At 33.1% G+C, this 16,769-nt stretch carries 8 protein-coding genes and 3 tRNA genes; 8 read left to right on the plus strand and 3 right to left on the minus strand.

Features of this window, described 5'->3' with window-relative positions:
• Nucleotides 1–200 precede the first annotated feature (200 nt).
• Together SHI72_RS16215 and SHI72_RS16220 are read right to left on the minus strand one after the other, a co-directional pair.
• Complete coding sequence (locus SHI72_RS16215; RefSeq protein ID WP_039113968.1) at nucleotides 201–1,529, minus strand: hypothetical protein; 1,329 nt, start codon at nucleotides 1,527–1,529, stop codon at nucleotides 201–203.
• Between the two features lie 6 nt (nucleotides 1,530–1,535).
• Complete coding sequence (locus SHI72_RS16220; RefSeq protein WP_323490688.1) at nucleotides 1,536–4,640, minus strand: DUF6493 family protein; 3,105 nt, start codon at nucleotides 4,638–4,640, stop codon at nucleotides 1,536–1,538.
• Nucleotides 4,641–5,578: 938 nt separating this feature from the next.
• Here SHI72_RS16220 and SHI72_RS16225 point away from each other — a divergent pair.
• The 6 genes from SHI72_RS16225 to SHI72_RS16250 all read left to right on the plus strand — a co-directional run bounded on the left by SHI72_RS16225 (nucleotide 5,579) and on the right by SHI72_RS16250 (nucleotide 10,498).
• Nucleotides 5,579–5,649 (plus strand) — tRNA-OTHER (locus SHI72_RS16225).
• A 22-nt stretch (nucleotides 5,650–5,671) separates the two neighbouring features.
• Nucleotides 5,672–5,744 (plus strand) — tRNA-Asp (locus SHI72_RS16230).
• Between the two features lie 432 nt (nucleotides 5,745–6,176).
• The gene (locus SHI72_RS16235; protein WP_323490689.1) at nucleotides 6,177–6,746 is read left to right on the plus strand and encodes a hypothetical protein; all 570 of its coding nucleotides are present in this window, start codon (nucleotides 6,177–6,179) and stop codon (nucleotides 6,744–6,746) included.
• A gap of 252 nt (nucleotides 6,747–6,998) precedes the next feature.
• Nucleotides 6,999–7,784, plus strand: a complete 786-nt coding sequence (locus SHI72_RS16240) for a hypothetical protein (protein ID WP_323490690.1) — start codon at nucleotides 6,999–7,001, stop codon at nucleotides 7,782–7,784.
• An 837-nt stretch (nucleotides 7,785–8,621) separates the two neighbouring features.
• Nucleotides 8,622–9,719: a slipin family protein gene (locus tag SHI72_RS16245; RefSeq protein WP_323490691.1), complete on the plus strand. Its 1,098-nt coding sequence runs from the start codon at nucleotides 8,622–8,624 to the stop codon at nucleotides 9,717–9,719.
• A gap of 233 nt (nucleotides 9,720–9,952) precedes the next feature.
• A complete protein-coding gene (locus SHI72_RS16250) occupies nucleotides 9,953–10,498 on the plus strand; it encodes a 3'-5' exonuclease (RefSeq protein WP_323490692.1) in 546 nt (181 codons plus the stop codon).
• 101 nt (nucleotides 10,499–10,599) lie between these two features.
• Here the strand turns inward: SHI72_RS16250 and SHI72_RS16255 are convergent, their stop codons facing one another.
• A complete protein-coding gene (locus tag SHI72_RS16255) occupies nucleotides 10,600–13,512 on the minus strand; it encodes a S8 family serine peptidase (protein ID WP_323490693.1) in 2,913 nt (970 codons plus the stop codon).
• 611 nt (nucleotides 13,513–14,123) lie between these two features.
• On the opposite strand from SHI72_RS16255, the gene SHI72_RS16260 reads away from it, so the two are divergent.
• Nucleotides 14,124–14,240 (plus strand) — tRNA-OTHER (locus tag SHI72_RS16260).
• A gap of 246 nt (nucleotides 14,241–14,486) precedes the next feature.
• Entirely contained in the window at nucleotides 14,487–16,727 is a 2,241-nt protein-coding gene (locus tag SHI72_RS16265; RefSeq protein ID WP_323490694.1) for a hypothetical protein, read from the plus strand.
• Nucleotides 16,728–16,769 lie beyond the last annotated feature (42 nt).

The raw sequence follows: 16,769 nt of genomic DNA on the forward strand, positions 1-16,769 counted from the left end.
GAAGCTAAAAAATAAAAAATCGCCCGCATCAGCTATCGTATGGACACAAGTACAAAACAAACACGAATTTCAAAAACTAAATCAATCTATTAAGATTTGTGCAAATTCGTGAAATTCGTGTTCAAAATTGTTTACTAATATTTGTGTCCAAACAGTAGTTTTATAAGGGCGATTTTTTTATAAAAGTAAAATCTAATTTCTTAAGAAATAGTCATTTTTACACCCAAAATGTGTTTGCAAATTCCTCTTTTTCCTTGGTAGGCAGTAAACCAATCGCAGGTACATCTTTGGTTAGCTCCTTCGATAATTACTTTGTGTATTACGCCCGAACCTTTTACTTTGGCTTCGATATAATCGGCTCTGCGTTCTACAATTTCGATATCCTCATTATCAATTAATTTTTTGGCATTTTTTAGCCTTGGATTTAAAGATAAAATACGCTCGGTTTTAAAAGGAAGACGTCGGTAAAAATGCGCTTTTTCGCTTAAATCATAACCCAATAATCCCATCGACGATAAATTAGAAGTAAGATTGTCCATAGTACCAAAATCGATATCATTTTCGATAGAAAGCATAGTTGGGTCAAAAGTTTCATTCGATTTTAGTAAACTATTTAAACCATAAACCCATTCTATAGGTAAGTTTTCGGTCATGGTTTCTAATACATTTCCTTCACCCGAAAATCCGCGGTAAGAATCAGGAGAGAATGCCATTAATAACTGCATTTTTCCAAATTCTGAAACTATCGCACAAGTTTGTTTATCTGAGGATTCATAGATATAAATTTTATCTACAATAGCCAGAATACCTTCTAATAAGCGTAGTCGTTGCACTCCGCCAATTCGTACACTATCATTTGTAGCGAGAGTCGAGAACATAAATTTCCCTGCTCTTTTGGTAATAAAAAAATCTCCTTTTACACTTCCTTTTGGTAAACTTTGGAATAACTGAATGGTCTGGATTTTATTCAATTCATATTTTACATCCATATCGGCAAGATAAAGCTGTACACTCGTTAAGCCTTTTATCCATCGCATAGGTAAGGTTACTTTCTTTTCGGTAACTTTTGCTTTGGTAGTAATAACCTGTACTTCCTGCTGACCAACGGCAAGAGTGACTTTTTCGTTTTTTTGGATGGCGTTCAGCGCATTCAGCATCGGATCATTAAAGTCGACATTGGTAGTTCCGTTGGCAATAAACTCTCCATCTATAGCTTCGGGTTTCATATCTAGTCTTACATAAACTCCATTGCAGGACGAGAAACCTTCAAAACGCAATCGTTCTGCTCCTGCCGATACAATAGGATCACGAAGACTTGGCGGAACTGGACCAAAACTAGAGCGAACGACTTTGGCAATCGTACTCCAGCATTTTGCGGTAACATAAGGATCTGTCAAGCTTCCCCAAAAAAAGCATGGTATATTATTTACCTCTTCAATTTCGGTTTGATGTGCCAAAACCAAATTATTGATTCCTTTGGTTTTACTATACGTCGAAATTCCTTTATAATTATATTCTAAATCTGTCATTTTTCTTTATTTTAAAATTTGCTTAATCAATGATTTAAGCGAAGCATTATCTTTCCATTGTTCAAAGAAAATAATTGCTTTTGGCGATGGTTTTTGGTTTGTTTTGGTTAAAACATCCAGATAGTTTTCAACTATTTTCTTGAAGCTTGTAGGCAATTTATCGTTTAGATCCAGATTATCAAAAAAGGAATTAAACAACTTCAGTAATGCACTATTATGCAATGGCGAAACATCTTTTATGGCAATTAAACCATCTACCAATCGTAAGAACACGCCATATTTTCCAGATGCTAAGAAAGCTAGTTTTTGAGCAAATAATTCGATATCTATAGTTTGTTTATCAACCAGATTAATCAAAACCTCAGAAGCCATTAATCGGATGTCTTTCTTTTCCTGAAAGAAACTACAAGCATATAAAAGTAATGTAGTATCTGAAAGCTGAAATTCAGGACGATTTATAATATCCAGAAAACCTTTTAAGTCTGGTTTCGATCCATCGCCAGTGGCACAATTATGCAATAATGTTATAGCGAGTGCATATGCGTTTTGTGGCGTTAGGCTATGCCAATAATACGTGTTTCCTGCCGAATTGAGTAAATAATCCCAACTATTTGGACGCTGATATATATCTAAACTGTACAATAAATAATTTGGAATTTTTGAGTAATTAGGTAAGTCAAATCGTAGTTCGTACCAAGATGGGGTTCTTACTTTTTCTTTGGTTTTGTAATCAACCCATTCATTCCATTTTTCTTTAAACGCCACTTTTGGTATAAATGGAGAAACCACAAATGGTACTTCTTTTAAATACGTGTTTTCAAATTCGGTAAAAGTATCATTAGGATAATGAGTTCTTGCCGCAACTGCCCAAAGAGATAAAAATCCCGTTTCTTTGGTAGTTTTACCCATTGCAGCCAATGCTTTTGAAAATAAAGATTCAGAACTTAAATTTATTTTTTCATTTACTCCCAAACAAAAAGATAACAACTCTTTAAGTTCTCCTTCTATTTTATCTAATAACGGAATGGCACTTTCGATATTTTCTCTGGGCATTCTAGAGATTGCAATACTTAAATCCAGTAAATCTATTTCTTCATTGGTGTTTTGGTATGCAATAACTCTTTCTAATAAAACATTTGGAGCAACCCAATATGGTTTATGAGTTGGGAAAGAGAGTAGTGGCAAAGCCGAATTTTCATCAATTTTTCGTTGTACTTTATTCAGCAACGATTGCATTAATAACAGCGTATTTATTTTGGAATAATGTTTATGCTTACCATTGAATTTAGTTTCGATGTTTAAAATTTTCTCCATCAAAAAGGACTTTATAAAATCCTTGTGCACACTTTCAAAATAGCTTTTTTGTAGCTGTTTAAAGTAAGGTTGCAATTGTGCCGAATAATCAGATGGGAATAAATCCCTTTGCATGATATATACGTTCAATAAAATTTCGGTGTCGATAATTTCTTCAGAACCGATGAAATTTCCAAACTGAAATAGAATATCATTCCAATCATTAGGCAGCTGAACTTCCTCGATAAGTAAAGTTTCTTTTTTTGGTTCAAATTTATATTCTTCCTGATCTGCGTCGTCAATAATTAAGGCATCATCGTCTAGAAATTTACTCAATCCTGATTTAATATTACCTTGCATTAATGTCACGTAAGAAGATAATTTTTCTTTAAGAATAGTATCTTTTTCGGTAGCAATTTTTACAATAATCTTGCTCGCTCGTTCTTGCAAAGCCAAATCAGCGATTACAAAAACATCGGCAATAATTGGCGTAATAGTTTTGTTAAGCTTAGGATTCGATTTATTTATTTTTTCTAAAATAGGTAACACACTTTTAATGGCAGCTTTGCAATCGCTTCGCATCATTAAAGGCTCTAACCATTCAAAAAAAGATTTGGTTTTAAATTTTGGATGTTCGTACATTTTCTTAACAAGCTCGATTCCGTAACTTGTTATCGGCGGATAGGCATTATGTAAAAAAGAGAAAATATTTTCTTGATAAATAATAAGTTCATCTGCAGTAACATTAAATTCTTCTATCCTTTTTCTGAAAAAAGATTTTAGGTTATTATTCCATTCTTTAGTTTGAATCAGGATGGCATTTTCGATAAAGAAAGCGCGATCCATCTTTTTATCATCTAATAAAGATTTGTAAATAACTGCCCATGTCTGGAATTCATCATAACTTTGAGAATCATTATCTCTAAAGAAACTATTATGAAGAGTCGTTTCATAATTAAACAATTCCGGAATATCCCTTTGATAAGTTATTTTATCATTTAATGAATTATCAATGAATTCTCGAGTCTTCATCTTTGCACGCCATTCATTAGTTGCCGCCAGAGTTAAAGCGTATAATTCAGGATTAAATGGCAATAAATCGTGATCTTCTAGTTTGCGCAGCGTATGATAATTAAAATTAACCCAGTCTTGTCTTTTTATCTTGTCTAGAATAAAAGTTTCCAGCCAGTTGGGTTTTGCCCATAATAAAACATCCAGAACCTGTTTCTTTTCGTCTGTTTCGTCTAGTAAATTTAAAGCTTCATCCCAGGAATTTATATCAGCTTTGTCAAATAAAGCAATAGCACTTAGCGTGATAATCTCTTTTTGTTTCTGATCTCCACGAGTTCCCCAATTAGAACCCCAATTGTTATTGGTTTTATTTTTCTTAAGGAATTCAGGATCATTAGATAAATCAGTATAAGTCATCCAATAACGCTTACTTTTCTTGATGTGCTTTTTTATCGCTTCGATATAACCTTTTGATTTCTCCTGAAGAAAAGGCAATAATAGATCAATGTTTTTAGATTTTATAATAGTGTCATATTCTTCTAAAATAGCATCAGAATTGGAACTTTTAGCCGTTTTTGGTTTTGGAGCGACAGTAACGTCGCCATTTTCTGAATATCCTTTTTTTATTTTTTCATCTAATAATTTATTTGCAACTCTCAGGCATTCTTCATCAGTAGCAAAACTTTTTGTTTGGGATGTTCCGGAAGTTCCGTTTTTACCATAAGTTACTGCAAATTCAAATCCTGTAACTTCTATTTGCCAAAACTTATCGGAATTTCCATCTATGTATTTTAGGTGTTTTTTCATGCTATTTTATTGACTTGTATTTATAGATTCTTGTATTTGTATTCTCTCAAAAATATAAAATTAATAGAGCATAAAAGGTGTTTTTAAGTGAAAATTTTGGTTAAAATTGTTAGGTGAATGATAAATATTTCAGGACTAATTATATAGATTTATTTAATTATATTAATAAAAGACCTACATTTGCCCTCGAAATGAAAATAAAGAATCTACATATCAACCTGTCTTTAAAACAAAATAGCGACCGTTTAGAGGGATTTTACCCTGCTAAAGGCTATGGGTGTGGTATGTATTTTATAGAATTGAAGTGTAAATTGTAGTTTCAAATTCAACATAAAAATATAAAAGCGTCCTAATTGGGGCGCTTTTTTTGTTTTATAGGCATTTCTCCTGTATCGAAAATTCGGAATCAGGATGCCCAATATGAAAATTTGAATGACCTAGAGTGACATAAAAGGATAAAAAATAAACGTTAACTAAAAAAAAATAAAAAAATAAAGCATCAAATGTTTAATGATTAAACCTAATAGCGAAATATAATCTTGAGAAGTAATCTAATGAGAGACAGTCATTTGATACAATTAAGGATCTGCTTAAGTAAGCGGACAGGGATTTTTATGGATTATTTTAATGTTTAACTATTTGATTATCAGTAAAATAAATTAAAAAATGATTTGGATAATTGATTTTTTAGACTTTATCTTTGCCGAAGAAAATTTGGAAAACGGATTTCTAATAATAACAATGATTTCAATATATAATAAAATACACAAAATGGATTTCAAACATCACACATATAACGTAGAACTGCTAAACCCGAGATTCGATCTTGGATTTATTACAATACAGGTGCATAGATACTGGCAATAGGATAGGTATATCTTATTGAATCTTATGAAGCACCTTTAATCGGGTGCTTTTTTTATGCCCAAAAATTAAATGATTTTGTATTTCAATTGGTAGAAGGGAGGTTAATTAACCTTGAATGAAGGTTCGAGTCCTTCCAAAATCACAAGTGTTCTCTAGAAGGAACTGGCTCATTGGGGTTACTGGCTAACCTTCCCGACTGTCTCTCGGGAGAAACGGGTTCGACTCCCGTATGAGCCGCTTTTTTGAAGTTGCTAAGGTTCTAAGTTACAAAGGTTCAAAGGTTCTCAAAGGTTCAGAGGTTCAGAGGTGCAAAGGTGCAAAGGTATAGAGGTACAAAGGGTTTAAAACCAAAGGTGTGAGATTTTTATAAAAGCTCAAGTTTAAAGATGGTCTGCGCATTTTTGTCATTTCGACGAAGGAGAAATCTCCACGAGTAGCTCGACAAAGATAATGGAGTTTCATGCGAAGATTTCTCCTTCGAAATGACAAATTTGAGATTGTTTTATGTAAAACTAAAGTTCCTAGCCCCTTGGTTTAAAACTTTGCGATTTTGCAAGTGATTGAAAAAGGATATAAAAAAGTAGAAATAAGAAATGAGTTTCTCGTAAAGACACAAAGTAAAAAATAGAATAAACTAAATGCCTTTAGGGCAAATTAAAATAATATAAGATGAAAAAGATAAGTACACTATTTACAAAAGACCCAAATGATTTAGGACGGGTAATTGATAAAATTAATGCAGAAAATAAATGGGTTATAAATGGTGATGCCATTGCAACCAGAAAATTTGACGGTACAGCGGTCGCCATTATAAATGGAGAATTGTTTAAAAGATTTGATGCAAAAAAAGGTAGAGCAATTCCTGTAGATGCCATTCCTTGTCAAGATGCAGATTTAATTTCTGGACATCACCCGCATTGGTTAAAATGCAATCGCTCAAAATCTGAAGATAAATTTTTCTTTGAAGGTTTTGATAATTTGGAAACTAAAACAGATGGAACTTACGAATTATGTGGACCCAAAGTTCAAGGTAACCCTGAAAATTTAGAGAGACATACTTTAATAAAACATGGTAGTGAAGTATTTGACTTTTCAAGTTTAGCATTTGATGATTTAAGAGAATTCTTATCAGAGAATGATATCGAAGGTATTGTCTTTCATCATATTTCAGATGACAGAATGTGCAAATTAAGAAAATCTGACTTTGGAATTAAACGATTAAAATTAGAAGAAGCTTAAAGAGTTTTGTCACGAAGGGACAAAGGTTCTCAAAGGAGCAGAGGTTCAAAGGTTCAAAGGTTCAAAGAGTTTAAAACTTTGCGGCTTTGCGACTTTGCGAGAGATTGACAAAGAATATAAAAACTAGAAATAAGAAATGAGTTTCACACAAAGACGCGAAGTCGCCAAGAGAAAATAGAATAGACTTAGTGTCTTTGAGTCTTCGTGGCAGGTAAAAAAATAAATTAGAAACAACATTAAATTATTAAAATCATGAAACAAGATTACAATAGAATTGCTTTAGTAGGTATTGAACAAGAAGAATATGATACTATAAAAGCAAGTTACTCAGGACATATTATCTGGCATCAGTCTATACCAAAAATTATAGTAAAAGAGGAAGTCCTTTATATGGAAAAGGCAAATGGTATAGGAATGTTGCCAGTAGATAAAGTAGTCTATTATGGTATTTATGATAATGATTTTGATTTTATTTCCGGTTTAGCTATCTGGAAAGGTGCTTGTTATCCTAATGCTGCTGCCATGCTCGACTGTCGATTTAAAATTCCTTGTTTGGTTAAAGCTTTATCTCTTTCAAGATTTAGCGCACCTCGAGGATTTATAAGTGCAGGAGCTTCTATAAATGTAACAGAAGATACTATTGCTAAATGGGGAAATTGGCATTGTGGCGAAAACAAACATCGTTTTACAGGAGAATGGATAAGTGAGTTCACAGCAACTATTGAACCTTATTATGATGGAGAAGCTGTTCGTATAATGATGATAGGTGATACGTATTGGCAAATTAAATTAGAAGGTGATACTTGGTTAAAATCTATTCATCCTGATCATGCTGGTTTTATGACTGTAGATCCGGATTTGCTTGCAGATACTTTGCATATTAAAAATACTTTGCAAATGGATATGATTGGGAATGATTATATCGTTGCAAAAGATGGTTCTAAATATTTGTTAGAAGTAAATCATATTCCTAATATAACACGATTTGAGGAAGTAAGAGAAGTCTATTTATCGACTATAATTGAATGGATAAAATAAGAATTTTATACTACGCAGAATAAATGCGTAGTATGATTTGAATATTTGCTCAAGAAATAAAACACGTTCTTTTAAATAAAATAAATAAAGAAAACCATAGACATAATTGTTGATGGTTTTAAAAAATATCAAACGAGTCTTGTTGCGTGTTTCTGTATAGCACCATTGTAGAGAACTTTTCGCGGAAGCGTATTATGTTTTTCTATGCAACTTGATTTGGAGGTTTTGATGGTTTTCCAAAAAACTATCTCACTCTATAAGTCGTGGGTTCGATTCCTACTCACAGAAATGTGATAGTTCAGTTGGTTAGAACAATAGAAAGCTGCAGGTTCGAATCCTGCGCCGAATTCAGATTCGGTTGGACGATTGGTAAGTCAACAGACTTTTATCTGTGTTTAGAGCGCATCACTCTTAAAAAGATGCATAGCCAAAGAAAACTGATTTGTCTTTGTCTGTGAAACTAGGATTGTAAAGTCCAAAATTTTACACTCACGATAAAACCAGTGCGAACAGAAATGTATTTTGAAATACTCGTTTTCTTTTCGGTTTGATTGTTTGAGTGATTTTTTTAGAATTTTGAATCACTTTCACAAAACAGAATCGCAAAACAATTGGAGTAAACAAACTACAAACTATTCGTCCGTTTTTCTCGGAGGAGAGAGACAATGAAGTTTTTTTATTTAAAGATTAGAGAAAATAGATGCAAGAGAATAGAAGTAAGATAGCTGAGATTAGAATATAGAAGCAAGATTTTAGAAGCAAGAAAATAGAAAATATAACTAAGTTTTTTACCGGTTAGAAAACATGAAACCAAAAAAACTTTAAACAAAAATAAAAATGATAAATAGAATTAAAATTAATGCATACCAAGTAGGATTGGTATTCGAGAACAGAAAATTGGTTAAGGTATTAGCAGATGGTTCTCACTGGATTTTGGGTAATAAAAATGTTATGATTTATGATATGGGATTGATGTTTCAAGCGCCATACGAGTTGAATATATTGTTGCAAAATGAAGCATTAGCTTCAATGTTAGAAATAGTTGAGGTTGCCGATAATGAAATTGTATTGCAATTTGTAAACGGTAACTTTAAAGAAGTTTTAACCGCTGGTAGATATGCTTTCTGGAAAGGTGTTGTAAAAAATGAATTTACTAAAGTAGATTTATCTAAAATTTATATCACCGAAAATATTCCAATGAATTTATTGGAGAACGCTAAATTGAGGTTGTACGCAAGAAAATTTATTGTTGCCAGCAATGATAAAGCATTGTTGTTTGTAAACGGAACTTTTACAACTGAATTAAGAGCAGGAACTCATTATTTTTGGAATAATGCAATTACTATCGAAGTAAAAACGGTTGACGCAAGACAACAACATGTAGAAATTTCTGGACAGGAATTATTAACGAAAGACAAAGCAGGATTGAGAATTAATTTCTTTGTAAGATACCAGGTTGTTGATATCATGAAAGCTTTGGTCGATAACAAAGACTTTGAAAAACAATTGTATGTTGCCATGCAACTTGCTTTGAGAGCATTTGTAGGTGGTTTAACCTTAGACGAATTGTTAGCTAAAAAAGATACAATTGCTGATGCTATTTTGGGCGAAGTAACGACTAAAATAAATGAGTTAGGATTGGTAATTTCTGATGCTGGAATACGAGATGTAATCTTACCAGGAGATATGAAAGAAATCATGAATCAGGTTTTGGTTGCCGAGAAAAAAGCGCAAGCTAATAGCATTATGCGAAGAGAAGAAACTGCCGCAACAAGAAGTTTGTTAAACACAGCAAAGTTGATGGAGGAAAACGAGATGTTGTGGAAATTGAAAGAAATGGAATATGTTGAAAAAATCGCTGATAAGATTGGAGAAATTACCATTTCTGGCAGCGGAAACGTCATTGGTCAATTGAAGGAAATCTTCGTGAAATAAAGACTCTTTTAAATGAAAGAGAAATCTAATTAAGATAAAAAGCAGATAATTTTTTCATAACACATAGAAACATAGATTTTTATTCTAAAAGAAGAGAGTCAAAGATAAATACATTTCTTTCGCATAGTAACTATGTTTATTTAAAATAAGTGAAACGTCTATTTTGTGGGCAAACCAAAGCTATGTTTCTATGTGTTAGAAAAATTATACGCAACAATTAAAAAAACAGAAAAATGAAAACTACAGATAAAATTATTATCATAGATTTAGAAGCCACGTGTTGGCAAGGCGATGTCCCGAAAGGACAGCAAAATGAAATTATTGAAATTGGATTAGCAGTCTTGGATTCTCAAACGGGAACTATTACTAAAAATCAAGGTATTTTAATAAAACCACAACGCTCCAGCGTGAGTCCGTTTTGTACAGAATTAACCACTATTACTCAGGATTTACTAGATAAAAATGGAGTAAGCTTTGAAGAAGCTATTGAAAAATTAGCAAACGAATATCAACCCGATTTATATACTTGGGCAAGTTACGGTCAGTACGATTTAAATATGCTTATGAAACAATGTAAATCCTTTGGTATTTCATATCCTATGGGAGAGGAGCATATTAATGTAAAGGTTCATTTTGCGGAGAAATTCGGTTTACAAAAGCCAACCGGAATGAATGGTGCTTTGCAGTTATTAAATATTCCGTTAGAAGGAACACATCACCGAGGTGTTGATGATGCAAAGAATATCGCCAAAATTCTGCATTGGTGTTTACGTAATTAAAAAGACTCTATACTATGCATTAAATAAGAAAAACCACGAATAGTACATTCGTGGTTTTTCCGTTTAATTGAGTTAATCTAGGATTATGAATTAATATGAAATTAATTTTTAATTATTTTCTTGGTAGTAACTGTTCCGTTATTCGATATAAACTGAACAACATATATTCCAGGAATCTGATTGGCTATATTCACACTAAATTCTTTTTTCTTGCTAGTTTTTTCTTGAAAAACAGTAACGTTATGAATGTTAGTTATTCTTAAAGTTCCTTGTTCCTCACTAGTAATACTTATTTTAAATATTCCGTTAGTAGGATTAGGATAAATTGTAATTAGTCGGGATTCGGCAGTTTCAGTTGCAAGAGCGGTATTTGCTTTAGTGTTTGGTTTGCCTTCTCTTACAAGTGCAAAACGTTCTCCTCCTTCAAGTTCCCCTTTTAGAGCATCTTCCTGAATAAAATCAACTGTGATTTGTTCATCGGCAGGCAAGACAGTTGCGACTCTAAAATCGAATGATATTGCAAATGTTTCTTCTAAATCAATAGGTAAATTTGCAATTGCTGATTCTCTGGATCTTATCAGAATTTTATTTTTGCCAATAATCTCAACACCTTTTAAAGATCCATTTGCCTGAGCTCTTTCAAATAGTTTATCATCTAGAGTAGCTTCTATTACTCCGCCTAAATCAAAGAAATTATTTTTTAATTGCTCATTATAGCCTTTATCTACAAATCTCAGATTTACAGTTTTAGATCTTATACCTCTAACAAATACGGTTGTTGGAGGAACAATATCGGTTGTATTTAAGTTGTAAACACTTAAATTTTTCCAAGCTATATTATTGTTACTTTTGGTATTCACACCTATACCTACGCCTGTTAATTCACCAACCATAGGATCATTTGGAGATTCTATTCTTGCAGCCAGACAAAAATGATGTTGGTCAGTAGGATATATTGCTGGATTTGGCGGATACCAAGGAATCATTACAATAGTATTACCTCCGGCAGGAATAGACGGAATACTTACTTCTCCTATTTCATCTCCATATTTAATAGGGCCAATATTAAAGTTCACAAAATTAGTAGGCCACGTTAATCCTGAAGAAGCTTTGGCAAAATACAATCTTACTTTTGCAGAAGCACTTGTATTTGTACTTCTATTATAGACTCTTATATAAACTCCGTTTGGAGAAGACAATTTAAATTCTGGATTTTGATGTACAAGTCCGGCATCGATGTTTTGTCTTACCCAGATATCATCGCTTATCCACATAGGGCCTAAATCAGGGTTTGGTTGTACACCAGTGTCGTAAGGTCTGTCTTTTATGTATAAATCGGTAGTAGGCAATGCAATTCCGGTTACGATTACCGAATATTTTTGCAGCGCGTTTACCAATGTTCCTTTATGCGTAATAGTAACAGTATAAATACCAGCCGCTCCATTAATACTAATGCGCTCAAAAGGATCTTTGGTATTATCACCTAATCCATTTGTTGTAGCCGATGTAAGTCTGTAAGGAAAAAAAGTACCAGATCCATTAGTAACTCGTATATCTAAGTCATTAACTAATCTTGCTGTAGCAATATTTGGCGTGCTACCTGAGTAGGCTATACCCGCAGGATCTGTCCATGATATAGAAGCTACAAGAGGATTTATACCATCAGAAACTACTTTAAAACTATAACTAGATCCTGAAGGTAAAGTATGCTCCTGAATAATAGAGTTAGTTCCGTTTTTGGTAATTGTCTCGGCAGCAAACTTTGCGTTTAGTAAACCCCAACCAAAAATAGCATCAGGACCTGTAGTTCCGGCATCATCAGCCGTATGTAGCGCCAAACCTTTTAATGTTGCTGCACGCATAAAATTGTTTGTAATGTTTTTGTAATGTTGCTGCAACAAGAGTAAAGTTCCTGTAACGTTTGGAGCCGCCATAGAAGTTCCCGTAGCATTACCATAACTACTGTTTGTTAATGGTGTAGGTGTCGCAGTAAGTGTAGCTGTAGAATATACGGAAGTTCCGTTTCCTGTTATGTCAGGCTTTATTCTTAAATCATCTGTAGGACCTTGACTGCTTGAGGTATTAATAGTTACACTCGTTAATACTCCTGTTGTGCTTATAACGGCATCATTTGCATTAGCAATTACCAGATTATTTTTAGCGGTCGAAAACCCTGTAAGTTTATCATAACCTGCACCTCCCAAAGGGCTTGGATTTGCAGTATTATCAGTCCCATCATTACCGGCAGATTTTACCTGTAAGTAATATGGAGCATTAAACATTACATTATCCCAATCCCTTGCAACAGTTTGGTAAGATCCAAATTGCCATGGAGCTATTAAAACGGCTCCTGTTGATGGGTTTCTTGTGCCCCATCCATAAGAATGATTGGATAATAACATTCCGTTTGTTGAAGCTGTAGTTGCTTCGGGTAAATCACTATTCCATTCATTGGTTCTTGCATTTGCCTGATTTGCCATTCCTTTTGCAGCAGCGACAGATCCAGCAGCGACAATAGTACCTGTAACGTGATTTGCATGTTGGCTATTGTTGCCTGCGCCAATAACTGTAACGCCATCGGCAATAGTAACTCTTCCTCCAAACTCATTGTGCGTAGGAAGCGTAGCTCCACCATCCCAAACATAAGCAGTCATGGTTTGTCCGTTAAGATTGAGTCCTAAACCACCTCCCGTGTTCAAAAAGTTTGCTCGGGTAGATTTGGCAGCATTTACGTTGTCGGGAGTATAATAAATTGGAGATTTTCCATCCGGACTAATATCTATCAATTCGCTGGTAGTTCCGTCTTTGTTGGTAAAAGAGGTGCTCCAACCATTGGTTCTTGCTGTGCTTAAGATTCTTTGTTTTTTTTGCTCAGCTTCAGATCTAAATTTTTGACTTAACGATTCTAATTCAGTTACATTCGAGTTCGCTCGAATTACTTCTATGTCTTTTTGCGTTTGCGAGTAGGTAATTCCGCATACACAAAATAGAGCAATTTTGTATAAATTTTTCATATAGTTTGATTTGGGGGTTAATCACTTTTTTATATTCTATTATATTTAAGAACAGAATAGGGGGGACTTTTGTCATTAATCATTCCCATGAACTCATAAAATAAGATTAGTTTCATTTTCATAATTTTCTAGTTTTAAAAGGTTATTAAATAGACTTACTTTAATAATTCAGCTTTCTGTTTTTTTGGGTATACCATTTATTTACAGAAGTTTTTTTTTAAAGCGAATAAAAATAGTTAATTTAATTAAAAAATAATCAGGTATAAATACTTGATTTTTAAGTAAGTGTGAATTTTTAATAAGAAATGTAATAAAGTAATTGAATGAGGAATTTTACTAGTTTTTCAATAAATAAAAAGATGCTTCCGCAAATAAAAATCAGATTTATGAGATAAAATATCTTATCAGGAATAAGAAATTAATACATATTTGAAAAAAATATTTTAGCTACGCAGAATAATTGCGTACTACAATTTGAATATTTGCTCAACAAATAAAAACACGTTCTTTTAAATAAAACAAATACATTAATCAGGTCAAGTCTAAAGTTACTTCAATAACCATTTAAGATATACTTTGGCAATTATCGATTAATACATTTATAAAAATATGGGGCAGTAGCTCAGCGGTAGAGCAGGTAGTTTTGAAATTATCCTTAAAAGGTCAATTATAACTTACTTCTCGCATTGTTAACGCCCGTGTCGTGGGTTCGAATCCCACCTGCTCCACAATTATGGTTAATAAAAACTTACTTCAGAAGACAGCCGATTTCGGCTCGAATCCGAACAAGTTTTAAAATTATCATTAATAAAACTGAGGGTCAAGATTAACTTACTTCTGGGGAATCCCCACCAAATTAAGGCTTTGTATAGTTAATCCATTATCCTCGAATTTAAGGTCAAGTGTTTCTTACTTCAAAAATCTTTTAGGTAGAACTAGAAACACAATTATCTAAATTTTTAAAAATTAAAAAAATGAAAACACAAGAATTATTAAAAATCAGTTTACGTCAAAACGTAATTTTTATTCCAACAGAATTAATTGCGAATGATGTTAAAAAAATATCAGGAACTACATTGGCTTTAGTAGCTAATGTTTCAAAACTCGGATTCACTTTTTCTGAATCGTTATTACATGCTTTAAATAATGTAAATCCGAATTATAAAATTGAAGTTTTAGATATTTTAAAAGATATTTTAGGAACCAATAAAAATTGGACTCCTTTGGTTAAAGAATGGAATATTCCTACCGGAGAATCAGTTATGGATCATGTTGCGACTTTGTTTGCTAATCTTTTTAAATCTAGTAACGGAATCACTTTGCAATGCGGACATATTATTCCTAATGGTACTTTTCCTTTAGAGAGATATAATGGTTGTCCATTTTGTGGAACTCCATTTGAATTTGGAAAAATTGAAAATTACGGGCAAGGGAGTAAATTAAAAGTTTTAGAATTATGGTCGGAAAAAGAACTGAATGATTTCTTTACTTCGTTATTAACATCAAAAACAGCTTTGGACGCTACTCAGGTTGAAAGCTTAAAAACTTCGATTACGTATTTACCATTGCCAGAAGTTGCTATTGCAATGAAAGAAACTTTGATGCTTGTTATAGACGCATTAATTGAACAAAACCAAGCCGAAAAAGCAACACAATATTTTAAAACGCCGACAGATATTTTGAGATATTTATGGTACAAGAAAACTAATTTATTGCAAATTATTGATCCAAAAACTATTGTACAAAGAGTGGAGAAAAACAACCAACATTTGGTTCATTTTTTGGATAATAGTGCCCAGTCTAAGCTAACTGCCAAAGAGAATTTAAAACTTAAATATTCCAGAAAAGAATGTTTGATGGTTGCCAATTGGTTGAATAATCTTGAAATGAGTGCCGATGCTGCTTGCGAAATCATGCATCCAAAAAGAGGAATGTGGGTTCGTTTTATACGAGCATTGCGTTTACCAGAATATAGCAAAAGAAAAGGGTTTGAGAAATTATCTGTTTTATTGGATACTTTCTATAACCAGACTTATGAAGTTTGGCAAGGGAATCTGAATCATTTTCGATTGAAATTAGATGCAGATAAAACTTTTGCTTTGCTAAAACAACGACCAGGATTATTTGCTCGTTCGTTATTTTCGAATATGCTTTGGTTTGGAGCCGATGAAACGATTGCACATTTTAATGAAATTATAGATAAAGTACCAGCACGTTTGGTTTTTACTTTGAATATGTATGCTCAAAATTATTTTGATAAAATGATTCAAAGAAGTGTGAAACCATTGGGTGGAACTACTAAAAGAATTGAGCCAAATCGCTTGTTGTCATTGTATACCGATGAACAATTAAATGCGATGAAAAAACAAATAGAGGATGTTTGTATCTTGGCAATGAAGAAGAGATTTGCTGCTGTAGCAAATGAGAATAAGACAATGTATATAGATCCACAATTGTTTAATATACCTGTTTCGATAGGTGATAGAAGTGAAAACGTTCAGGATTTACCAGTTGCTTTAATGGGGACACGTTTCCCGATTGAAGGTAACGAAGTACGATTGTTTATGCAATGGGGTCAAGATTTACCAGCGCAACATCTGGATATGGATTTAAGCTGTCATATTGCTTATGCAGATAGTGCCGATATTTGTTCTTTTAGCCGATTAGAAACTACAGGTTGTAAGCATAGTGGAGATATAAGAAGTATTCCGAATAAAATAGGTACGGCAGAATATATCAACATTAATATCGATGAATTGGCTAAAGCCAAAGCTAAATATGTAACCTTTACTTGTAATGCATATAGTAACGGAAGTATTACTCCAAATTTAATTGTGGGTTGGATGAATAGTAAACACCCGATGAAAATATCCGAGAGAACTGGAGTAGCTTATGATCCATCTTGTGTAGATCATCAGGTACGAGTGACACAAAATGTTGCGAAAGGTTTAGTTTTTGGAGTTTTGGATGTAGCCAAAAGAGAAATCATTTGGTTAGAGATGACTTTTGGAGGTCAGGTAGTACAAGGATTAGATTATAAAGGTGTGAAAGCACTATTATCTAAGCTGAACAGTAAATTGAACATAGGAAGTTTGTTAGTTCTTAAAGCCGAAGCGCAAGGTTTGGAAATTGTAGAAACACGAGATGCCGATGAGGTTTACGATACAAATTGGGCGATTAATTCGGCTGCAGTTACCCAATTATTAATAGATTAAAAAACAAAAACCACGAATGTAATATTCGTGGTTTTTACTTTT

It is taken from the genome of Flavobacterium sp. PL02 (assembly GCF_035013205.1).
Lineage (GTDB): Bacteria > Bacteroidota > Bacteroidia > Flavobacteriales > Flavobacteriaceae > Flavobacterium.